Source organism: Arthrobacter agilis, from assembly GCF_006494655.1.
Lineage (GTDB): Bacteria > Actinomycetota > Actinomycetes > Actinomycetales > Micrococcaceae > Arthrobacter_D > Arthrobacter_D agilis.
Genome location: NZ_VHIM01000001.1, coordinates 512,345 through 533,786, shown reverse-complemented (window position 1 = coordinate 533,786; position 21,442 = coordinate 512,345). Strand labels below are relative to the sequence as shown.

Here is a 21,442-nt window from a genome sequence, read left to right as displayed (position 1 = left end):
TCCATTACTAGAGGACTAACGCGACAAACACAATGACAGTAGGCTTAGTATTCGGCCATCATCGTCAGGAGCATCATGGGCAACGATCCGTCAGGCACGCTCGACCAGGAGGACCCCCGCGGTCCCGACGTCGACGTCTCCACGTCACTGCAGGAGTACCCCGGGTACACCGAGCGCATGGACCCCCGGCCGGACCACGGCGAGGACAGCTACTCGGGGACAGGCCGCCTCACCGGTCGGAAGGCCTTCATCACGGGCGGTGACTCCGGCATCGGCCGGGCCGTTGCCCTCGCCTTCGCACGCGAGGGGGCCGACGTCGCCATCGGGTACCTTCCGGAGGAAGAGGAGGACGGCGCAAGTTGCCTCGAACTGATCCGCGCCGAGGGTCGAATCGCCCTCGCCGTGCCGGGAGACCTGAGGGACCAGTCCTACGCCGAAGCGGCGGTCCGCCGGGTCCTCGACCACCTCGGTGGCCTGGACATCCTGGTCAACAACGCCGGCTTCCACATCGCGCAGCCGAACGGTCTGCCGGACATCGACGCGGACCAGCTGCGGCGGACGTTCGAGACCAACGTGTACGGCACCATCTGGCTGACCCAGGCGGCGCTGCCGCACTTGTCCGACGGCGCCTCGATCATCAACACCACCTCGGTGCAGGGGTACCATCCGTCCACCAGCCTGATGGACTACGCCGCGACCAAGGCCGCGCTCAACAATCTGACCTTCAGTCTCGCGGGAATCCTGGGGGAGCGGGGCATCCGGGTCAACGCCGTGGCGCCCGGGCCCATCTGGACGCCGCTCCAGCCTGCGACGACCAGCAGTGAGAAGCTCGAATCCTTCGGTGAGGGAACCCCTCTGGGCCGCATGGGCCAGCCCGCCGAGTTGGCCGGCGCCTATGTGTTCCTGGCCTCCAACGACGCGCGCTATGTCTCCGGCGAGATCCTCGGCGTGACCGGCGGCAAGCCGCTCGCCTGATCGATGCTGCTCGGACACGGCGGCCCGGGCACCAAGCCGCGCCGTCGTGTGCGACGAATCACAGCTATCGCCGCCGGAGAAGTGCCGTCCGACGGCTGGCCGAGACGAACGGGCTGTTCAGTGACACCGAAGACCTCTGCGATCCGGGGCCGTGCCGGCCTCCTCGCCATCGCGCTCACGGCGTCCCTCGCCCTGGCCGCCTGCGGCGGCGTCGAGGAGAATCCGCTCGGCGTCAACACGCCCGCCGATACATCCCCGGGGCCGGGCGAAGCGGCGATGCCGGAGGACGGCACGCGGGCAGCTCCCGTGGGAGCCGATCTCGGCGACGATCCGCTGGACATCGGGCTCGACGGCGCCGAGCTGTGTGGCGTCCAGCCCGACGACAGCCGCCTCCGCTACACCGTCATGCTCCACAACCCCACGCTCGAGACCTTCACTTTCGGTGAGATGGCGCTCGGGAATCCGCAGGACCTGGACGTCATCTCCTCGATGGTGCAGACGGCCAACCGGGAAGGTCATCACCACCCTGCCGCGGGCGATGACGCGCACGAGGAGCACTCCGCAGCGCCGAGCCCCACGGCGTCGCCGGAGCCGATCGGCCCGCCGGAGCCCGCCGAGGGCTACCAGTTCGTCCCCGATGCGCACGTCAACATCATCGTCACGGTGGAGCTCGCCGAGGGTGCCACGCACGGCAGTGCCGACAACATCCTCGTGGCGTTCTCCTCGCCGGACCGCGACTACTCGGTGGCGCACAACCTCAAGATCGACGTCGACGCGACGTCCTGTCAGGGCTAGGAACGACGAGGCACCCGCTCCGCCAGACTGTTGGCTGGGGTGCGGGTGCCGCGTGGGGTTCTGCGGAGGGGGCGTGCCCCTCGGTCAGGCAGAGAGCTCGGGAGCCGTGAATCAGGCCGGGAGCTGAAGGACGTGACCGGTGAAGATCAGGTCCGCGTGGATGACGGTGTCGGCGTTCGCTGCGAACAGCGCCTGCCAGCCACCCTCGATGCCGAGCTTGGTGGCGATGCCGCTGAGGGTGTCACCGGACTGGATGGTGTAGGTCTCGCCGCTCAGGGTGACGGGAGCCTGGGCAACCGGTGCCTGGACGGCGGGTGCCTCGACCACGGGAGCCTGGGCGACGGGTGCCGGGGCGACGGGTGCCGGGGCGACCGGTGCCTGGGCGACGGGTGCCTGGGCAACAGGGGCCTGCTGCACGGGAACCTGCTGGACCTGCAGCTGGGCGGGTGCCTGCCGGACCTGGACGGGAGCAGCCTGGGCGGGGACGCCACCCGGGTTGGCGGCGCTGTTCAGACCGAGCTTCGCGGAGCACGCGGGCCATGCTCCCCAGCCCTGGCCGGCGAGGACGTTCTCGGCCACGGCGATCTGCTGCTCGCGGCTGGCGTTCTGGGGGAGTCCCTGGCCGCCGAAGCCGGCCCAGGTGGAGGGAGTGAACTGCAGTCCACCGGAGAAACCGTTGCCGGTGTTGATGCCCCAGTTGCCGCCGCTCTCGCACTGAGCGAGGGCGTCCCAGTCGCTGGCGGGTGCTGCGTTCGCAGCGCCTGCTGCGGCGCCGAGGCCGAGGCCGGTGAGCGCTACTGCTGCGAATCCGCGACGCGCGGTCGTGCTGAAGGTGTGTGTATTCATGGGGTTACGATGCTCCGAGAGGCCACCCGCACTAGGTCCGTCCCCGGACTTCTTCGCGCCGCTGCTCACCTTGACGGTTTAGAGGTCATGGTTCGGCAGCCGCCTGTCGAGCAACGAGCGGTGGAGGACGGCGCCGGGCATTCACAGCTGCTCGATGATCGGCAGCCTTTTCGCTTCCCCGGACGGGGAACTACCTCAACGGTAGGGTAATTTTCATTCGTTGCCAAACCGGTACGGCGCGCCGCTTGACTTTGCTGGCGGAAAAGGAATCGGAAGTGGCCGAATCGACGGGTTTATGCCACACTTCCATTCCTTTCGGTCATGGCACAGGCAAAGGGGCCCGGATCCACCCGGATCCGGGTCCCCTCACCTGATCGAGCCGCCGGGGCTGCGAATCAGGCTGCTACGTAGCCGTGCGGGTCCAGGACGTACTTCGTCGCGGCTCCGGCGTCGAACTCCTCGTAACCACGCGGTGCCTCCTCCAGGCCGATCGGCTTCGCGTTGACGGCCTTCGCGATGGAGACGCGGTCATGCAGGATCGCCATCATGAGCCCGCGGTTGTACTTCATCACCGGACACTGGCCGGTGGTGAAGGACAGCGATTTGGCCCATCCGGTGCCCAGGCTGATCGAGAGCGACCCCACCTTCGCGGCATCGTCGCCCGCGCCGGGGTCGCTCGTGACGTAGAGCCCGGGGATGCCCAGGGCGCCGCCGGCAGCCGTGATGTCCATGAGCGAGTTCAGCACCGTGGCCGGCGCCTCGGCCGCGGATCCGGAACCGTGCCCACGTGCCTCGAACCCGACGGCGTCGACTCCGCAGTCGACCTCGGGAACGCCGAGCAGCTGCTCGATCTGGTCGCGGGGATCGCCCTTGGACACGTCCACCGTCTCGCAGCCGAAGCTCCGTGCCTGCGCCAGCCGGCCCTCGTTGAGGTCGCCGACGATGACGACGGCCGCACCGAGCAGTTGCGCCGACACAGCGGCGGCCAAGCCGACCGGACCGGCACCTGCGATGTACACGGTGGACCCGACACCGACCCCGGCGGTCACTGCGCCGTGGAATCCGGTGGGGAAGATGTCCGAGAGCATGGTCAGGTCGAGGATCTTCTCCAGCGCCTGGTCGCGGTCCGGGAACTTCAGCAGGTTCCAGTCGGCGTAGGGGACCAGGACGTACTCGGCCTGGCCGCCGACCCAGCCGCCCATGTCGACGTAGCCGTAGGCGCTGCCCGGTCGGTCCGGGTTCACATTGAGGCAGATGCCGGTCTTGCGTTCCTTGCAGTTGCGGCATCGGCCGCAGGCGATGTTGAAGGGGACGGAGCAGATGTCGCCCTTCTTGATGAATTCGACGTCGCGTCCCACCTCCACGACCTCGCCGGTGATCTCATGGCCCAGCACGAGGTCGGAGGGAGCCGACGTCCGCCCTCGCACCATGTGCTGATCCGAACCGCAGATATTGGTGGTGACGGTCTTGAGGATCACACCGTGGTGCACTGATCGGCCGACGTTGGCGGGATTCACCCCCGGCCCGTCCTTGAGTTCGAATGTGGGGTAGTCGATGTCGATGACCTCGACCTTCCCCGGTCCCTTGTACGCAACAGCTCTGTTACCGCTCATGGAACGTCCTTCTTCCGTGTGTGCTCACACCCGGTGTACCCGGGTGCCCGACGCGCGGTGCACCGATGGAGTGCGCAGCCGCCGGTGCCGCCGACGCTACAGGTGCGGGGGTTGCACCAACGTTGCACTCGCCCTGCACCGACCCTGCACCGACCCTTCAGGGTCGGTGCATCGACGCCCTGGTGGCGACTCCTTGTCCGTTCGGGGCATCCGGGGGAGGCTGGGGCCATGACAGAGACCGTCCTGATCACCGGCGCGACCTCCGGCATCGGAGCTGAGTTCGCGCGCCAGTACGCCGCTCGCGGCGACGACCTCGTGCTGGTGGCGCGGGCTCCCGGCCCGCTCGACGAGGTGGCACGCGAGCTCCGTGGCCGGTGGGGGATCGGCATCGAGACGATCGCCGCGGACCTGCTCGACGACGAGGGACTGGGTCGGGTCCTCGCGCGGCTGCGGGCGGCCGCCGGCGGGGGACCACCCACCAGGGGGCCCGGTCCTGTCGGCGGGCGGGGACCAGGGACTCCCGGTGCGGCTCCGGTCACCGTCCTCGTGAACAACGCCGGATACGGGCTGGTGAAGCCCTTCGCGGACAACGCGCTCGAGGACGAGATCCGGCACCTCCGCATCCACGTCGAAGTTCCGCTGGCCCTGGCCCACGCCGCCCTGCAGTCGATGCGCCCACGGCGGGTCGGGACGATCCTCACGGTGGCCAGCGTGGCCGGATTCACTCCTCGAGGTACCTACGGTGCGGCGAAGGCAGCGATGATCAGCTTCAGCAGGTGGGCGAACCTGACGTACGGGCCGGAAGGAATCCGCGTGACAGCCGTCTGCCCGGGCTTCGTGCACACCCAGTTCCACCAGCGCATGGGGGCCGACAAGAGCAGCGTTCCGGGGCCCCTCTGGCTCGACGCGGCGCTCGTGGTCCGCGAGGCGATCCGCGACGCCGCGGCGGGCAAGGCCGTGTCGGTGCCGAGCGCCCGGTACAAGCTCATCACGGCACTGGCGAGGGTGGCGCCGTCGCCCCTCGTGGCGCGGCTGGCGCGTCGCGGCCGGTAGTGCCCCGCGCTGCCCGCCGATCCGACCGATCCGGCCCGGCCCGGAGGTCGGCGGTCCGAGACGAACCGGCCCGGGCCGGAGGTCGGCGGGCCCGACCGATCCGGCCGGGCCCGGCCGGATCAGCCCGCAGCCCCGCCGCTGTCCCAGCGCTCAGGTTCCGCTGCAGCCTCTTCCGGGTGGCCGTCCTCCTCGGGATTGTCCGGCGTGCCGTCGCCGTTGTAGGCGGCCGGGACCGTGCCGGCGCTGTGCGTGCCCTGCTCGTCGCGGATGCTCGCAGCATGGTGATCGGCGCTTCCCGCTCCCGGATCGAGGACGTCCTCTCGGCGGTCCGCCTCCGGGCGGCCGTCGTCGCCCTGCTGGTCGGCGCCCTCGTGCGTTGCCGGCGCGCCGTCGTCCGATCCGGGCGCGACGTCGTTCCCTGTGTCGTCCTTCGCCCTGGTGTCCTTCGCCCCGGTGTCCTGTGCCTCCTCGTCGCGCGGCGGGATGGGTACCGCCGGGCCGAGGGGGTGGTCCGCGGGAAGGGCGGCGCCGTCCGGGTGCCCTGCGCTGCTGCTCGACTCGGTCATGATGCTCCTTCTGCGTCCTGCCCGTCGCGGCAGGGTGGTCGGAATCGGGATGGCACGGGGAAGACTACGTGAGCGGGCCTCCGCCTGCCGCAGTGTGTCGCCGCTGTCCAGTACCCGGCGGCGGTCGGATCGGGGCGTGGACGGAACGATCAATAAGTATGCTTAGGGCAAGGAATCGCAGAGTGGCGATCACCTTACAAGGAGGCAGGACGATGGCAGGGTACTTCAAACTGGTGGATGCGCACGACGATGGTTTCCGCGTGAAGCTGACGGCGCCGGACGGCACGCTCGTCGCGGTCTCCACGTTCTATGCGTCGAAGGAAGAAGCCATCGCCGGGATCGAGCTGATCCGCGAGATCGCCGGAACGGGCCCAGTGGTGGATCACAGTCGCACCGAGTCGCTGCACCAGGACGAATTGCTCCTCGGGCTACAGGGTGCCGGGAGTGGCGACGGAGCCGTGCCGCGCGATGCCTGAGAGGCTCCGAAACTCGGTGTACGACTGTATACAGTGACGGGAATCGTGGAATAGGATGGAGGTATTCCACAATCTCTCTGAAGGGAGCCGACGTCATGACGACCGCGGACTCATTCGGCGCGAAGGGCGTACTCGATGTCGCCGGCGCTGACTACGAAATTTTCAGGCTCAGTGCCGTCGATGGCGCGGAGAACCTCCCGTTCAGCCTCAAGGTGCTTCTCGAGAACCTGCTCCGCACCGAGGACGGTGCGAACATCACCGCGGACCACGTCCGCGCCCTCGCGCAGTGGGATGCCGCGGCGGAGCCCAGCACCGAGATCCAGTTCACGCCCGCACGCGTGATCATGCAGGACTTCACCGGCGTCCCCTGCGTCGTCGACCTCGCCACGATGCGTGAGGCTGTCGCCGATCTCGGGGGAGACCCGAAGCGCGTCAACCCGTTGGCGCCTGCCGAGATGGTCATCGACCACTCCGTGCAGATCGACGCCTTCGGCAACGCCGGGGCCCTCGAGCGCAACATGGAGATCGAGTACCAGCGCAACGGCGAGCGCTACCAGTTCCTGCGCTGGGGCCAGACCGCGTTCGACGACTTCAAGGTCGTCCCGCCGGGCATGGGGATCGTCCACCAGGTCAACCTGGAGTACCTGGCCCGCACCGTCATGACCCGCGAGATCGACGGCGTCCTCCGTGCGTACCCCGACACCTGCGTCGGCACCGACTCGCACACCACCATGGTCAACGGCCTCGGGGTGCTCGGCTGGGGCGTCGGCGGCATCGAGGCCGAGGCAGCGATGCTCGGCCAGCCCGTCTCCATGCTCATCCCGCGCGTGGTCGGCTTCAAGCTCACCGGCGAGATCCCCGCCGGTGCCACGGCCACCGACGTGGTGCTCACCATCACGCAGATGCTGCGCAAGCACGGCGTGGTCGGCAAGTTCGTGGAGTTCTACGGTGAGGGTGTGGCCTCCGTGCCGCTCGCGAACCGCGCCACCATCGGCAACATGAGCCCGGAGTTCGGCTCCACCGCCGCCATGTTCCCCATCGATGACGTCACCCTCGACTACCTGCGCCTGACCGGCCGTCCCGCCGAGAACGTCGCGCTCGTCGAGGCGTACGCGAAGGAACAGGGCCTCTGGCACGATCCCTCGCGTGAGATCCGCTTCTCCGAGTACCTCGAGCTGGACCTCTCCACCGTCGTGCCCTCGATCGCCGGCCCCAAGCGTCCGCAGGACCGCGTGGAGCTCAGTAAGTCCAAGGGCCAGTTCCGGGAGGACCTGCGGAACTACTCCACCGATCCCGACCTCGACTTCGCCCCCGGCGGGACGGTCGACGAGTCCTCGCAGGAGAGCTTCCCGGCGTCCGACTCGCCGAGCTTCACCCCGGGCACCGCAGAGTCCGTCACCGACGAGAACAACCGGCCCCGCGAGACCGTCGACGCCGGCGCTGCCGGAAGCACACGTCCGTCGAAGAAGGTCGCGGTCACCATGAAGGACGGACGCGAGTTCGAGCTGGACCACGGCGCGGTCAGCATCGCGTCGATCACCTCCTGCACCAACACGTCCAACCCGTCGGTCATGCTCGCCGCCGCCGTGCTGGCGCGCAACGCCGTCGAGAAGGGCCTCGTCTCCAAGCCATGGGTCAAGACGTCCGTGGCTCCCGGCTCCAAGGTCGTCACCGACTACTACGAGAAGTCCGGTCTGATCCCGTACCTCGAGAAGCTCGGCTTCTTCACGGTCGGCTACGGCTGCGCGACCTGCATCGGCAACTCCGGCCCGCTCGAGGACGAGATCTCGCAGGCCATCCAGGACAACGACCTCGCCGTCACCGCCGTCCTGTCCGGCAACCGCAACTTCGAGGGCCGCATCAACCCGGACGTGAAGATGAACTACCTGGCCTCCCCGCCGCTGGTGGTCGCCTACGCCCTCGCCGGGACCATGGACTTCGACTTCGACAACGAGCCCCTCGGCCAGGACGAGTCCGGTACGGACGTGTTCCTGAAGGACATCTGGCCCAACCCGGTCGAGGTCCAGCAGGTCATCGACGCGTCGATCGACGAGGACATGTTCACGTCGAGCTACCGGACGATCTTCGAGGGCGACGAGCGCTGGCAGTCCCTGCCGACGCCCGCCGGCGACACGTTCGCCTGGGACCCGGAGTCCACCTACGTGCGGAAGCCCCCGTACTTCGAGGGCATGCAGCGCGAGGCGAGCCCCGTCGAGGACATCGACGGCGCCCGCGTGCTCCTGAAGCTCGGCGATTCCGTCACCACCGACCACATCTCACCCGCGGGTTCCTTCAAGTCGGACACCCCGGCCGGCCGGTACCTCACCGAGAAGGGCGTGCAGCGCAAGGACTTCAACTCCTACGGCTCGCGCCGTGGCAACCACGAGGTCATGATCCGCGGCACGTTCGCGAACATCCGCATCAAGAACCAGCTCCTCGACGGTGTCGAGGGCGGGTTCACGCGGGACTTCTCGCAGGCCGACGCCCCGCAGGCCGCGGTGTACGACGCCGCGGAGAACTACCGCGCCGCGGGCACCCCGCTCGTGGTCCTCGCCGGCAAGGAGTACGGCTCGGGCTCGTCGCGTGACTGGGCGGCCAAGGGTACCGCGCTGCTGGGCGTCAAGGCCGTCATCGCCGAGAGCTACGAGCGCATCCACCGCTCGAACCTCATCGGCATGGGCGTGCTGCCCCTGCAGTACCCCGCAGGGGAGAACGCAGAATCGCTGGGGCTCACGGGCACGGAGACCTTCGCCGTCTCCGGTGTCACCGAGCTCAACGAGGGTCGCACGCCGGGCACGCTCCACGTGACCGCGACGCCGGCCGACGGCGGCAGCGCCGTCGAGTTCGACGCCGTCCTGCGGATCGATACGCCGGGCGAGGCGGACTACTACCGCAACGGCGGCATCCTGCAGTACGTGCTGCGCCAGCTCGCCAGCTAGCGTCCGTGCGGAACGGGCCGGGAGCGCGAGTTCCCGGCCCGGGCCGTCGCCAGGGCGGGGGACTCGTAGTCCTCGGTCCCGCTCCCACCCCAACCTTCCAGCCGACCCGAGGGGGCGCCATGGCCGAGTCCGTCGAACTGTCGGCGCGCGTGGACGGCGACGCCATCTTCCGGGTGCTCCGCAGCGAGATCCTCGCCGGTGTCCATCCGCCCGGGACGGCCCTGCGTGAAGTGGTCATCTCGGAGCGTTTCGGCGTCTCCCGCACGCCGGTGCGCGAAGCGCTCAGCAGGCTGCAGCACGAGCGCCTGCTCGAGCGCGCCGCGCGGGGGCTCCAGGTGCCCCAGATCGACCCGCAGGAGGTCATCCAGATCTACGACCTGCGCGTGATGCTCGAGGAGGAGGCCGCCGGACAGGCCGCACTCAACCGGGGGACCGCGGACCTCATGCGCCTCGAGGCGCTGCTGGAACGCGACCGTGCCGTCGTCGACCCGGACGACACCACCAAGGTGACCAACAATCTCGAGTTCCACACCTCACTCTGGGCGGCCGCCCGGAACCCCGTCCTCATGGACCTGCTGCAGCGGCTCTCCACGCACCTCATCCACACACCCCGCTCGACGCTCTCGGTGGGCGACCGGTGGCAGGAGGTGCTGCTGGAGCACGAGGCCCTCATCAGCGCCATCACCGAGCGGCGCAGCGATGACGCGAGGGCCATCGCCCGGACCCACATGGAGACCGCGCGCACCCTCCGCCTGCAGCTGCTCCGCACCACGGCGGCGGACTGACCGTGGGCGATGCCCGCCGCCGCCTCCTGCTCGACGTCGACACCGGGATCGACGACGCCGTGGCGCTCATGTACCTGCTGGCCACCCCGGGGGTCTCCGTCGAGGCCATCACCTGCACCGCCGGCAATGTCGGAGCCCGCCAAGTGGCACTCAACAACCTCGCGCTCCTCGACCTGTGCGGGCACGCCGGCGTGGAGGTGGCGATCGGGAGCGAGGTGCCGCTGCAGGTTCCCCTCGTCACCACGGAGGAGACGCACGGCGACCAGGGCATCGGCTACGCCGAACTGCCTCCGCCCCGCGGCCACATCTCCACGCGCCACGCCGTCGACGTCTGGCTCGAAGCCGTCCGCTGCCACCCCGGGCAGATCACCGGCGTCGTCACCGGTCCGCTGACCAACCTGGCGCTCGCCATCCGCGCCGAACCCCAGCTCCCCCAGCTGCTGAAGGGCCTCGTGATCATGGGCGGCTCCTTCAACTACCCGGGGAACACGACGCCGGTCGCCGAGTGGAACACGCACGTGGACCCGCACGCGGCGCGGGAGGTGTACGCGGCCTGCGAGGGCCTGCCGTTCGAGAAGCTGCCGGTCGTCTGCGCACTGGAGACCACGGAACGGATCGAATGCACGCCCGCACATGTCGACGCCGTCGCCCGGGCCGCCGGCGCGGAGCCGGAGGTGCTCGACCCGGGCGAGCGGGACGGGACGCGCAGCCGCAGCTCCAACGCCGTCGTCGCCTGCCTGTCGGACGCCCTCCGCTTCTACATGGAGTTCCACCGGTCGTACGACCAGGGCTACATCGCGCACCTGCACGATCTCTTCGCGGCCATGGTGGCCACGGGCGAGGCGACCTTCGACGAGCGGCTCGCCACCGTCGACGTCGAGACCGGGTCACCGCTGACCATCGGGCAGACCGTCGCCGACGTCGCCGGGATGTGGAAGAGGCAGCCGAACGCGCGGATCGTCTCGGGCAACCACCCCGAGGAGGTGTTCGCGCTGATGGTCCGGCGGCTTGCGGACCTGGCGCGGATGCACGGCTGACCCCTCCCGCCGTGTGCGCCCCGGCTCGGCCTGCCAGACCCGCGGGAGCGCCCCCGCGGGTCTGACCGCCCGGCGCGGCGCGCCCACCCGGCCGGTACACTGGGACCGGCCCGCGCTGCTGCGCTGGCCGCGCCGAGGTGACATGAGGTGCTTCCCCCCGCCGTCGCGCCCAAGGACTATCGTGAGCTCTCCGCTGACCCTTCCCCCCGAGCCCGCTGCCCAGCGATCCCGCAGCCTGCTCCTCGTTCTCGGCGGAGCATTGATCGTCGCCACCTACGTCTTCCTGGTGACCGTCCAGCCCACCGAGATCGCGGGCGGCATGGGCAGTGCCGCATCGCTCGTCTCGCTCGTCGGGTTCCTGGGCGGTGGAGCCCTCCTGGTCGGCGGCATCCTGCCGATGCTCACCACCAGCTCGCTCGTCGTGATCCCGCTGGGTATCGCCCTCAACATCGCCATCGGGCAGATCGCCGGATCGCTCGGGATGCAGATCTACCTCGACGCCATCGGCACGGTCCTCGTCGCCGTCCTCGCAGGCCCGGCCGCCGGTGCCGCGACGGGGGCGCTCAGCAACGCGCTCTGGGGTCTCTTCAACCCGTTCGCGCTGCCGTTCGCCGCGGGGGCCGCGCTGATCGGCCTGCTCGCGGGGCTGGCCGCGAAGCACGGCGCCTTCCGCCGCGTGTACTTCGCGCCCGTGGCAGGGCTCGTCGTCGGTGCGATCGGCGGGATCGTCGCGGCTCCCGTGGCGGTCTTCATGTTCGGCGCGGCCGGGACGTTCGGCACCAATGCGATCATCGCCGTGTTCCGGTCGATGGGGGACAAGCTGCTGGTCGCGGCCACGAAGCAGGGGCTGCTCTCGGACTCGCTCGACAAGATCGTCGTCTTCGTCGTCGTTGCCCTGATCGTCTACGCGCTCCCGCAGCGGGCCGTCCGCCAGTTCCCCTTCGCGCGGACCCACAGGGTGCTGGGCGAGCGGAGCGGCGGCCGCGCCACGACGCCGGCCGGAGCCGACACCGCCGCTCGCTGACCCATGCCGCGCCGCAGGACCCTCAACCCGCTCACGGAGCTGCTCGGCGCCGTCCTGCTGGTGGTCCTCGTCCTCGTGGTGAATCGCTGGGAGTTCTCCCTGGCGGTGCTGCTGCTCGTCGTCGTCCCCGCGGTGCTCGTGTCCGGACAGCCCCGCCGGATCGGCGTCGCGATCGTCCTCGTCGCAGGGCCGCTGCTGCTCTCCTCCGTCCTCCTCCACGGGCTGTTCTTCCCGGAGGGCCGCGTGGTGCTGCTCGATCTCGGACCGGCCCGGGTCACCCAGGAGGGCCTGGTCTTCGCGGCCCTCATGGGACTGCGGATGAGTGTCTTCACGGGCGTCCTCCTGACCACCGCCATGACGCTCGACCTCCCCGATCTCATCGCGACCATGACGCACCGCGGCTGGAACCGGAAACTCGTGTTCATCATCGGCTCCGCCCTCGGACTCCTCCCCCACGTCGCCCTGCGCGCGCGGCAGATCACCCGTGCGCAGCAGGCACGCGGTCTCGTGGTCGGGCGCGGACCGCTCTCACGCCTCCGCGCGCTCCTGATGGTGACGACGCCGCTGGTCATCGGTCTCCTCGTGGACGCCTCGGAGCGCAACCACATGCTCGAGGCCCGTGGGTTCTCCTCCTCCGGGCCCCGGACGAGCTATCTGCCCGACACCGACACGGCGGCCCAGCGGACCGGGCGACGCGTCGCGACCGTCGCGGTGCTCCTCTTCGCCGCCGCGTGGCTCGTGATCGGGGCGGTCGCATGATCACGGTGCGGAGCGAGTCCTTCACCTACGACGACGGCGTGCCGCTGCTCTCGGGCGTCCAGCTGGCGGTGGGGGCGGGTGAGTACGTGGTGGTGGCCGGGGCATCGGGTTCGGGCAAGACGACGCTGGCGCGTCTGCTCGCGGGGCTCGTCGGCTCAGACGCCGGGTGCCGCTTCAGGGGATCGATCACCCTCGCGGGGGAGACCGTCCGCTTCGACGGATCACCGGCCGATCCCAGGATCGACCGCGCCGCATGGAGCGCAGCCGTGGCCTTCGTGTCCCAGGGCGCGTGGGGTCAGCTGTCGATGATGTCGGCAACCGTCGCCGAGGAGATCGCCTTCGGGCCCTCGAACCGGGGAGTCCCGACCGAGGAGCTGCGCCGGTCGGTGCACGACGTCGCGGCATCGCTCAGGCTGACGTCCCTGCTCGGCCGCGACCCGCGGCGCCTGTCCGGTGGCCAACTGCAGCGCACCATCATCGCCGCGGCCGTGGTGCAGCGACCCCGCGTCCTGGTACTCGACGAGCCCTTCCATGGGTTGGACGAGGACTCCGCCGCCGAGGTGGCTGCCGCGCTGGATGCCCTGCGCGGAGCGGGAACCGCCGTGGTGGTCTGCGACGCGATGCTTCCGCGGTCGGGGCCGGCCGATGCCCGTGTGCTGGCCCTCGCCGAGGGACACCCGGTGTTCTCGGGCCTGCTCACCGAGGCCCGGTGGGCGGGCTTGCGGCGGTACGGTATCGGCACGGCGGGGGACCCGCCCGGTCTGCCGGACGGCCTGGGCTCCCGCACGGGGGGCCTGGGCTCCCACCCGGACGACGGCGAGCCGACCGACCACGCAGGGGTCCGCCCGCAGGACTCGCCGACCGGTGCCGGAGCGGCGACCCCGTCCCCGGTGGTGCTGACCGACGTCGGCTTCCACCATCCGACCGGCGCCGGGGAGAGCGCGCCCACCAGCGACACCAGGAGCGACAGCGACACCGGACCGGCGGGCGCCGGTCTGTCCGGTATCACCCTGACCGTCCGGGCGGGGGAGATCGTGGCGGTCCGCGGGCCCAACGGGTCGGGGAAGACCACGCTGCTGCAGCACCTCAACGGCCTGCACCGGGCGGACACCGGCACGGTGTCCGTCCTCGGGCAGCAGATCCGCCGTCAGCCGACGGGCACGTTCGCGGGCGACGTCGGTTACTTGTTCCAGGACACGGACCAGCAATTGTTCGAGCGCACGGTCCTGCGGGAGGTGGCGTACGGTCCGCTGGCCGCCGGCGTGCGGCGTTCCGAGGCGCTGCGACGCGCCGCGGACGCCCTCGACGTCGTCGGGCTGGGATTCGTCCGTGAGCTCCATCCGTACGAACTGGGGTTCGTGCAGCGGCGGCTCGTGGCGCTCGCGTCGATCATCGCCACGGGCTCCACGGTGTGGGTTCTCGACGAGCCGACCGGTGGCCTCGACGAGTCCGCGCGGACGGGCCTCGCCCGCCTCCTGCGCCGCCACGCGCGGAGCGGCGGAGCCGTGGTCATGGCGACGCACGACGCCGCCTTCGCGACCGCCGTCGCCCACCGCACCATCTGGCTGGACGGAGGAAGGCTCGTGCCCGACGATCCGGGGACGGATGGACGGATGGACGGACGGACGGTGGAGGCGGAGCCCGCTGACCGGAGACGGGGCCTAGGGTGGGGGCATGGACGAACCGCGGGAGAGGCACAGGACAGTCAGGACGGCCGGAGCTGAGCTGGCCGTGTTCGAGTACGGTGTGGAGCCGCGCGCGGGAGAACCCAGCCTGGTCCTCCTGCACGGCTATCCCGACGATCACCGCGTCTTCCTCCCCGTCATCAGGCAGCTGGCGGCAACCCACCATATCGTCACCTTCGATACGCGCAACGCCGGTCGGTCACGGGCGCTCGAGGGTGCGGGGTTCCTGCTCGCGGAGCTCGTGGAGGACGTGTTCGCCGTCCTCGCCGACGTCGACACGCCGGGTGGTGTGCGGCTGATCGGCCACGACTGGGGCTCGATCCAGGGGTGGGCCGTGGTCCAGGACCCGAGGTCGGACGGCGCGGTCCTCGACTACACGAGTATCTCGGGGCCGGATCTCCGCCACTTCTCGCACTGGCTGCGCGGGCGGCTGCGGACACCGCGGTCCGCGGCCCAGGGGCTGGCCCAGCTCCTGCGCAGCTGGTACGTCGGGGCGTTCCAGCTCCCGGTGCTGCCCGAGCTCCTCTGGCGGCACGTGCTGACCCGCAGATACGAGTTCGCGGCACGGAGGAACGTCGGCTCGGACCCCGTCCGCGGTCTCGCGCTGTACCGGGCCAACATGTTCATGGCGGCGAAACCGCCACCCCGCCGTCGGATCACCGTCCCCGTCCACGTGATCGTGCCCCTCCGGGACCCGTTCCTGTCCCCGCACCTCGTCGACGGGCTGGAGGAGTGGGTGGAGCGTCTGACCGTGACGAGCGTTCCCGGCGGCCACTGGTGGATCGCCTCGCAGCCACGGGTCTTCGCGCAGCTCCTCGACCCGGCGCTCCGCGCGGACGACGGCGCCTGAGCCTCAGGCCTCGAGAAGCCCCCGGATGTCGTCGGCCGTGAGGGCGGAGCTGAACACGGCGTCGTCGTCCATCACGGACGTGAACAGCTTGGCCTTCTGTTCCTTGAGCTTCATGACCTTCTCCTCGATGGTCCCCTTCGACACCATGCGGTAGACCATGACGTTCTTGGTCTGCCCGATGCGGTGCGTGCGGTCCACGGCCTGCGCCTCCGAGGCGGGGTTCCACCAGGGATCCAGCAGGAAGCAGTAGTCGGCCTCGGTCAGGTTGAGGCCGAAGCCGCCGGCCTTCAGGCTGATGAGGAAGACCGGGGCCGTGCCGTCCTTGAACCCGTCGATGACCTCGCCGCGGCTGCGCGTCGATCCGTCGAGGTAGGCGTACGGGATGCCGCGGGCGTCGAGCTGCTCGGCGGCCTTCTTGAGGTAGGACGTGAACTGGCTGAAGACGAGTGCCCGGTGGCCCTCGGCGATGATGCCGTCGAGGTTCTCGAACAGGACCTCCAGTTTCGCGGACGGGACGCCCTCGTGCTCGGGGTCCACCAGGGAGGCGTCCAGGCTCAGCATGCGCAGCAGCGTCAGCGACCGGAACACGATCATCCGGTTGCGGTTCATGTCCTCGATCAGCCCGAGGAGTTTCTGCCGTTCACGCTGGAGGTAGGTCTCGTAGATGTGCCGGTGGTCCGGATGCAGCTCCACCTCGAGGACCTGCTCCTGCTTGGGCGGCAGATCGGAGGCCACGGCTTCCTTGGTGCGGCGCATCATGAGCGGGCGGATGCGCTTGCGGAGCCGGACGAGCGGCCGGTTGTCGCCGATCTTCTCGATCGGGGTGCGATAGTCCTCGGTGAACTTCCGCGCCGAGGGGAACAGTCCGGGCGCCACGATGTTGAACAGCGACCACAGCTCCATGAGGTTGTTCTCCATGGGTGTGCCCGTGATCGCCAGCTTGAACGGCGCGTCGAAGTCCTTGGCCGCCTGGTGCACCTTGGCTGCCCGGTTCTTGACGAACTGGGCTTCGTCGAGCACCAGTCCGGACCAGGAGAGCTCCTGGTAGGCGGCGAAGTCCAGGCGGAAGAGCGTGTACGAGGTGAGGACGACGTCGGCGTCGCCCACCTGGTCGCGGATAGACGAGCCGGCTGCGCCCTGCGTATCGGTGATGGCCACGACCTTGAGGCCGGGGGCGAAGCGGTGCGTCTCGTTGGACCAGTTCGGCACCACGGAGGTCGGGGCGACGACGAGGAACGGGGCCGCGAGGCCCGTGGTCTCCTTCGCGTGCGCCATGAGCGCCAGGGCCTGCAGGGTCTTGCCGAGTCCCATGTCATCGGCGAGGACGCCGCCGAGCTGGTGGCGCCACAGGAAGGCGAGCCAGCTGAAGCCCTCCGCCTGGTAGGGGCGCATCTCCGCGACGAGTCCCGCGGGCGGCGGAGTCGCTGCGACATCGGTGAGCTCGAGCAGACCGCTCACGGCGTCGCGCCAGGACTGCGCCTGCTCGGTCTCCTCCGCGAGATCCTCGAAGTCCGCCCAGAGCCCCGCCTGGTAGCGGCTGATCTGGAGGGTGGAGTCGGGGTCCCACTCGCTGAGCGCCCTGGCTTCCTCGATGAGCTCCCGCAGCTGGTCGAAGACGGGCTGCTCGAGGGACATGAACGTGTTGTCGACGAGCTTCAGCTTCTTGCGGCCCTGGGCGAGGGCGCGGAAGATCGAGTCGAAGGGAATGGTGCGGCCGCTCACGGTGACCATGACGCCGAGGTCGAACCAGTCGCGGTTGTCCGTCTCGACCGTGCTGATCCGCAGCGTCGGCGTGTCCGTCAGCTCCCGGAAGTCGGGCTTCTCGCCGACGACGTCGACGCGCACGCCGGGCAGCTCGGTGAGCTTCGGCAGGACGTCCTCGACGAACTCGACGGCGTTCATGTCCTCGAGCTTGATGCTCCTGATGGGCAGGGGGGAGAGGACCTCGCGCGCAGCGAGTGCCAGCGCATCCTCGGCCCCGGCATCGCGATAGCCGTCGTCGCTTCCCGGGCCACCCCTGCGGAAGGGCCTCCGCTGCACCGCGTCGCCGAGCGGGTAGTCGAAGTGCCAGTCGAGGGACACCGCTCCGTCGGCACCGTAGGCGGTGGTCACCACGAGGACGGGCGGCTGGATCTCGGGCAGGTCCACGCTGCCGTCGCTGCTGTCCACCTCGATGGACTGCCGCAGCCTCGGGTAGTACTCCTGCAGGAACAGGGACGTCTCCTCCTCGGGCACCACGACGGGACGGCCGCGCTGCAGGAGCTCGATGTCCTTGGCCGTGAGCCGGCGGGACGTCGGGGCGAGGGTGACGGTGTCGTCCGGGGCTACGGTGTAGACGCCGTGCGTGCTGATGACGTGCGCCGAGTCCGATGGGTGCGGTTGCCCGTCGATATCGAGCGCCGGGCAGAGCTGCAGTGAGCCGTCCTCGGTCCGGGCCGCATCGAGCTTGAGCGTGGCCTGGGCGGCGAGTTCGACGGTGACGGACTTCTTGGAGCCGACGAAGGCGATGCCGAGGCGCTGTGCCTCGTCCAGCAGCTGCCACAGGAGCGGGTTGCTGAAGTCGTCGAGGTACAGCCAGGAGTCGTTGTTGCCGAAGTACGTGACACCCGTCCCGCGGTGCAGGGCGGGGAACTGGGAGAACCACCGGTGCTGGTCCGGGTCGAGGGTGAGCCCGTAGGTCTGGTAGCTGATGCTGCCCCAGGACAGATTGTTCTTGATCCACTTCCCCTTGCCGTTCTGGCTGACGGGGCGGACGCCGAGGCGCGTGTTGAGCGTGCGCTGGCCCTGGCGTTCGGCGGCGGAACCCCATCGCTGGACGGCCACCTCGGGAGTGCGCAGTTCGAACTGCAGGCCGAGCTGGGTGAGGGGGGCAGCCGCCCCGGCAGCCGGCGCATCGTCCGATGACAGGAGATCGGTGAGCGAGGCCTGCCAGCCGTCAGGCACCTCGGAGCGGGGAGCGGGACGTGCGCCGAGTTCGCGCTCGTGCTGGGCGAGCAGGTTCTCGGTGTTGCTCTGCAGTGCGGTCGCGGCGACGTGTTTGCAGTCCGCGCCGATCGGGCAGCTGCAGAAGTTCTCGAGCGGCCGGAACCGTCCGTCCCCCTTCACCCCGAGTCGGAGCTTGGTCCGGTAGTCGTTCGGCGCGCTGCCACGGACCCTGCCGGTGAGCAGCTTGGCATCGCCGTCCCAGGCGAGCGAGCTGACGGCGCCGTCCTTCGCGTAGGTCTGCCCCCGCTGGAAGGCTGCACCGCCCACGATCCGGATGATGTCCGTGACATCGACCATGGGGTGGCTGGAAGTGGGCATAATTCCATGCTCTCACGCGGCGGTGACGCTCACTTCCCTGCCGCCTGCCCTGTTCGCTCCCGGCTGTCCAGCGCTCGGCCCGGGCCGGGGACCGGTTCTGCCTGCCCTACTGTTGACACGGGGGGATGACCAGCCGCGTGGCGGTGAAACGAGAAGGACGAGCGTGTTCGAACCAGAAAGCATCATCTACGCGGCAGCCGGTCTCGCCGTCTTCGCCGCGGCCCTCCTGCCCCGGCTGCTCATGCGGGCTCCCGTGTCCATGCCGATGGTGTTCTTCGGGGCAGGCATCCTCATCTTCAGCTTCGCGCCCGATCTCCCCGACCCCGATCCCATCGCCTACAGCGACGTGACCATCCACCTGAGCGAGGTGTGCGTCATCATCTCGCTCATGGGTGCCGGCCTGGCGCTGGACCGCAGGCTGGGCTGGAAGCGGTGGTCCACCACGTGGCGGCTGCTCGGCATCGCGATGCCGCTGTGCATCCTCGGACTGACGCTGATGGGCATGTGGGTCCTGGGGCTCGGAGTGGCCTCGGCTCTCCTCATCGCCGCGGCGCTCGCACCGACGGACCCCGTCCTCGCGTCCGAGGTCCAGGTCGGGGAGCCGTCGGAGTCGGAGGAGGACCTGGAGTCCGAGGACGAGGTGCGCTTCGGGCTGACCTCCGAAGCCGGGCTCAATGACGGACTCGCCTTCCCGTTCGTCTACCTCGCGATCCTGCTGAGCACCGTGGGGCTCGCTCCCTCCGCGTGGTTCCCGGAGTGGATCCTGCTCGACGTCCTGTGGCGCATGACCATCGGCTGCGCCTTCGGGTTCGGCATGGGCAAACTGCTGGGCCGCATCTTCTTCCGCACGCCGCTCAGGAGCGTGCGCCTCGCCAACTACTCGGAGGGCTTCGTGGCGCTGGCGGCGACCTTCCTGACGTACGGCGTCACCGAGGCCGTGGAGGGGTACGGCTTCATCGCCGTCTTCGTGTGCGCCCTGACCATCCGCTCGGGCGAGCAGACCCACGGCTACCACGGGGTGCTGCACAGCTACATCGAGCAGCTCGAACGGCTGCTGACGATCGTGGTGCTCGTCCTCCTCGGGGGAGCCGTGGCACGCGGCCTCTTCGAAGGGCTGCGCCCCCTGGAGGTGGTGGTGGCGGTCGCGTTCATCCTGCTGGTGCGGCCCGTCTTCGCCTGGCTGAGCCTCGCCCGTACCCGCACGGGGCCACGCGAGCGCGGCGTCATCGCCTTCTTCGGCGTGCGCGGCATCGGGTCGGTCTACTACCTCAGCTACGCCCTCTCGAAGGGGGAGTTCGCGGCCGACGCCGCCACCCTCTGGCGCATCGGCGCGCTCGTGATCGTGATGTCTATCGTGATCCACGGCATCACCGCGGCGCCCGTGATCAACGCGCTGGACCGCGCACGGCAGCGCAAGGCGCGCGACGACGGCGACGAGGCACTCGCCTCCGTCACCCCCGTCTGACCGGTCGGATCCGCTGACCCGCCCACCCGTCCGGGTCAGGGTCGTGCGGGCCTGCGTTCCAGGGCCGAGCGCACCAGCAGCCCGCCGACCAGCGCCCAGAACGCTCCGCCGATCCCGAGGATCGAGAGTCCGGACGCCGCGAGGAGGAACGTCACGGCACCGCTCATCCGCCCGCCGGGATCGGAGAACGACGCCGTGACAGCCGCCGCCATCGTGCTGATCAGGGCCAGGCCCGCGACCGCCTCGACGAGCCCGGCCGGTGCGGCGCCGACGATCACGACCAGTGCTCCGGACGCGCCCGCGAGGACCAGGTAGGCGATCCCGGCCGTGAGCGCGGCGATCCACCGGCGGTCGCGATCGGGGCCGGCGCCGTCCCCTGCGGCGAGGGCCGCCGACAGCGCCGCGAGGTTCACGGCATGGCCGCCGAAGGGTGCGACCACGGCGGTCCCCACACCCGTGACGGCCAGTGACGACCGCCACGGGGCGCGGTAGCCGAAGGAGGACAGCACGGCGACGCCCGGCAGATTCTGCGAGGCCATCGTGACCACGTACAGCGGCAGGGCTATCCCGATGACGGCGGCGGGCTCGAGGACCGGCACGGTGACCGACAGGGAGGGTGCGAGCGTTCCCGCTGCGATCACGGTGCCGTTGAGGGCGAACTGCACGCCGATGACGGCGAGCGCCGCGGCCAGGGCGAGCGGGACGGCCCATCGGGGTGTCACCGCCGAGGCCGCGAGCCAGACGAGGATCACCGGGAGCACGAGCAAGGGGATGGTGCCGAGCGACTGGAACGGCGCGAGGCAGAGGGGCAGCAGCACACCCGCGAGCATCGCCTGCGCGAGGTGCCGGGGAATGCTGGCGACGAGCCGGCCCAGCGCGGGGACGACGCCGGTCAGTGCTATCAGGACCCCCGTCGCGGCGAAGGCGCCGACCGCTGCCGGCCACCCGCCCTCGGGGATCGCCGCTCCCGCCAGCAGCGCCGCGCCGGGCGTGGACCAGGAGAGCGTGACGGGGATGCGGTACCGCAGGGCCAGCAGGACGATTCCGAGGCCGACGACGGCGGTCAGTGCCAGGAGCCCGGACGCCGCCTGCTCGGGCGTGGCGCCCGTGGCGCGCAGCCCTGCGAGCACCACGGCGAAGGACGAGGTGAACCCGACGAGGGCTGTGACGATACCCGCGAGTACGGGTTCGGCGATGCCTGGCCTTGCCGTCGTGGCGGAATGCACGGGTCTCCTGTCCTGCCGTCCGGCGAACCGCCGATCGGGTACCAA

At 70.0% G+C, this 21,442-nt stretch carries 17 protein-coding genes; 12 read left to right on the top strand and 5 right to left on the bottom strand.

The window, feature by feature from the left end:
- The first annotated feature begins 75 nt into the window (after nucleotides 1-75).
- Nucleotides 76-975: an SDR family oxidoreductase gene (locus FJV46_RS02375; RefSeq protein WP_087031597.1), complete on the top strand. Its 900-nt coding sequence runs from the start codon at nucleotides 76-78 to the stop codon at nucleotides 973-975.
- Between the two features lie 120 nt (nucleotides 976-1,095).
- A complete protein-coding gene (locus FJV46_RS02370; RefSeq protein WP_087031595.1) occupies nucleotides 1,096-1,770 on the top strand; it encodes a hypothetical protein in 675 nt (224 codons plus the stop codon).
- A gap of 111 nt (nucleotides 1,771-1,881) precedes the next feature.
- Here the strand turns inward: FJV46_RS02370 and FJV46_RS02365 are convergent, their stop codons facing one another.
- A complete protein-coding gene (locus FJV46_RS02365) occupies nucleotides 1,882-2,616 on the bottom strand; it encodes a LysM peptidoglycan-binding domain-containing protein (RefSeq protein WP_087031591.1) in 735 nt (244 codons plus the stop codon).
- A gap of 395 nt (nucleotides 2,617-3,011) precedes the next feature.
- On the bottom strand, nucleotides 3,012-4,229 hold the full coding sequence (fdhA, locus tag FJV46_RS02360) for a formaldehyde dehydrogenase, glutathione-independent (protein WP_087031589.1): 1,218 nt from the start codon (nucleotides 4,227-4,229) through the stop codon (nucleotides 3,012-3,014).
- A gap of 228 nt (nucleotides 4,230-4,457) precedes the next feature.
- On the opposite strand from fdhA, the gene FJV46_RS02355 reads away from it, so the two are divergent.
- Nucleotides 4,458-5,282 (top strand): SDR family NAD(P)-dependent oxidoreductase, encoded by an 825-nt coding sequence (locus tag FJV46_RS02355; RefSeq protein ID WP_087031586.1) that lies wholly within the window; start codon nucleotides 4,458-4,460, stop codon nucleotides 5,280-5,282.
- A gap of 119 nt (nucleotides 5,283-5,401) precedes the next feature.
- On the opposite strand, the gene FJV46_RS15345 is transcribed toward FJV46_RS02355, so the two are convergent.
- On the bottom strand, nucleotides 5,402-5,848 hold the full coding sequence (locus tag FJV46_RS15345; protein ID WP_087031583.1) for a hypothetical protein: 447 nt from the start codon (nucleotides 5,846-5,848) through the stop codon (nucleotides 5,402-5,404).
- 212 nt (nucleotides 5,849-6,060) lie between these two features.
- Here FJV46_RS15345 and FJV46_RS02345 point away from each other — a divergent pair, with 212 nt between their 5' ends.
- The 8 genes from FJV46_RS02345 to FJV46_RS02310 all read left to right on the top strand — a co-directional run bounded on the left by FJV46_RS02345 (nucleotide 6,061) and on the right by FJV46_RS02310 (nucleotide 15,403).
- On the top strand, nucleotides 6,061-6,324 hold the full coding sequence (locus tag FJV46_RS02345; protein ID WP_158250162.1) for a YegP family protein: 264 nt from the start codon (nucleotides 6,061-6,063) through the stop codon (nucleotides 6,322-6,324).
- A 95-nt stretch (nucleotides 6,325-6,419) separates the two neighbouring features.
- A complete protein-coding gene (locus FJV46_RS02340) occupies nucleotides 6,420-9,263 on the top strand; it encodes an aconitate hydratase (RefSeq protein WP_087031578.1) in 2,844 nt (947 codons plus the stop codon).
- A gap of 119 nt (nucleotides 9,264-9,382) precedes the next feature.
- Entirely contained in the window at nucleotides 9,383-10,048 is a 666-nt protein-coding gene (locus FJV46_RS02335) for a GntR family transcriptional regulator (protein WP_087031575.1), read from the top strand.
- 2 nt (nucleotides 10,049-10,050) lie between these two features.
- On the top strand, nucleotides 10,051-11,085 hold the full coding sequence (locus tag FJV46_RS02330; RefSeq protein ID WP_087031572.1) for a nucleoside hydrolase: 1,035 nt from the start codon (nucleotides 10,051-10,053) through the stop codon (nucleotides 11,083-11,085).
- 181 nt (nucleotides 11,086-11,266) lie between these two features.
- Nucleotides 11,267-12,109: a glycosyl transferase family 9 gene (locus tag FJV46_RS02325; RefSeq protein WP_087031569.1), complete on the top strand. Its 843-nt coding sequence runs from the start codon at nucleotides 11,267-11,269 to the stop codon at nucleotides 12,107-12,109.
- A 3-nt stretch (nucleotides 12,110-12,112) separates the two neighbouring features.
- Entirely contained in the window at nucleotides 12,113-12,868 is a 756-nt protein-coding gene (locus tag FJV46_RS02320) for an energy-coupling factor transporter transmembrane component T (protein WP_087031565.1), read from the top strand.
- The gene (locus FJV46_RS02315; protein WP_087031562.1) at nucleotides 12,865-14,592 is read left to right on the top strand and encodes an ABC transporter ATP-binding protein; all 1,728 of its coding nucleotides are present in this window, start codon (nucleotides 12,865-12,867) and stop codon (nucleotides 14,590-14,592) included. Before FJV46_RS02320 ends, FJV46_RS02315 begins: the two co-directional genes overlap by 4 nt.
- Entirely contained in the window at nucleotides 14,543-15,403 is an 861-nt protein-coding gene (locus FJV46_RS02310; RefSeq protein WP_087031558.1) for an alpha/beta fold hydrolase, read from the top strand. The genes FJV46_RS02315 and FJV46_RS02310 overlap by 50 nt, the downstream gene beginning before the upstream one ends.
- Before the next feature lie 3 nt (nucleotides 15,404-15,406).
- Here the strand turns inward: FJV46_RS02310 and FJV46_RS02305 are convergent, their stop codons facing one another.
- Nucleotides 15,407-18,706 (bottom strand): DEAD/DEAH box helicase, encoded by a 3,300-nt coding sequence (locus FJV46_RS02305; RefSeq protein ID WP_087031555.1) that lies wholly within the window; start codon nucleotides 18,704-18,706, stop codon nucleotides 15,407-15,409.
- Between the two features lie 163 nt (nucleotides 18,707-18,869).
- Here FJV46_RS02305 and FJV46_RS02300 point away from each other — a divergent pair, with 163 nt between their 5' ends.
- The gene (locus FJV46_RS02300) at nucleotides 18,870-20,171 is read left to right on the top strand and encodes a cation:proton antiporter (RefSeq protein ID WP_087031549.1); all 1,302 of its coding nucleotides are present in this window, start codon (nucleotides 18,870-18,872) and stop codon (nucleotides 20,169-20,171) included.
- 35 nt (nucleotides 20,172-20,206) lie between these two features.
- Here FJV46_RS02300 and FJV46_RS02295 read toward each other — a convergent pair whose 3' ends face one another.
- Entirely contained in the window at nucleotides 20,207-21,397 is a 1,191-nt protein-coding gene (locus tag FJV46_RS02295) for a benzoate/H(+) symporter BenE family transporter (RefSeq protein WP_232008582.1), read from the bottom strand.
- Nucleotides 21,398-21,442: the final 45 nt, after the last annotated feature.

Coding starts and splice junctions, on each gene's coding strand:
- FJV46_RS02375 (WP_087031597.1), top strand. CDS start 76: ATGGGCAACGATCCGTCAGGCACGCTCGACCAGGAGGACCCCCGCGGT.
- FJV46_RS02365 (WP_087031591.1), bottom strand. CDS start 2,616: ATGAATACACACACCTTCAGCACGACCGCGCGTCGCGGATTCGCAGCA.
- fdhA (WP_087031589.1), bottom strand. CDS start 4,229: ATGAGCGGTAACAGAGCTGTTGCGTACAAGGGACCGGGGAAGGTCGAG.
- FJV46_RS02355 (WP_087031586.1), top strand. CDS start 4,458: ATGACAGAGACCGTCCTGATCACCGGCGCGACCTCCGGCATCGGAGCT.
- FJV46_RS15345 (WP_087031583.1), bottom strand. CDS start 5,848: ATGACCGAGTCGAGCAGCAGCGCAGGGCACCCGGACGGCGCCGCCCTT.
- FJV46_RS02345 (WP_158250162.1), top strand. CDS start 6,061: ATGGCAGGGTACTTCAAACTGGTGGATGCGCACGACGATGGTTTCCGC.
- FJV46_RS02340 (WP_087031578.1), top strand. CDS start 6,420: ATGACGACCGCGGACTCATTCGGCGCGAAGGGCGTACTCGATGTCGCC.
- FJV46_RS02335 (WP_087031575.1), top strand. CDS start 9,383: ATGGCCGAGTCCGTCGAACTGTCGGCGCGCGTGGACGGCGACGCCATC.
- FJV46_RS02320 (WP_087031565.1), top strand. CDS start 12,113: ATGCCGCGCCGCAGGACCCTCAACCCGCTCACGGAGCTGCTCGGCGCC.
- FJV46_RS02315 (WP_087031562.1), top strand. CDS start 12,865: ATGATCACGGTGCGGAGCGAGTCCTTCACCTACGACGACGGCGTGCCG.
- FJV46_RS02310 (WP_087031558.1), top strand. CDS start 14,543: ATGGACGAACCGCGGGAGAGGCACAGGACAGTCAGGACGGCCGGAGCT.
- FJV46_RS02305 (WP_087031555.1), bottom strand. CDS start 18,706: ATGCCCACTTCCAGCCACCCCATGGTCGATGTCACGGACATCATCCGG.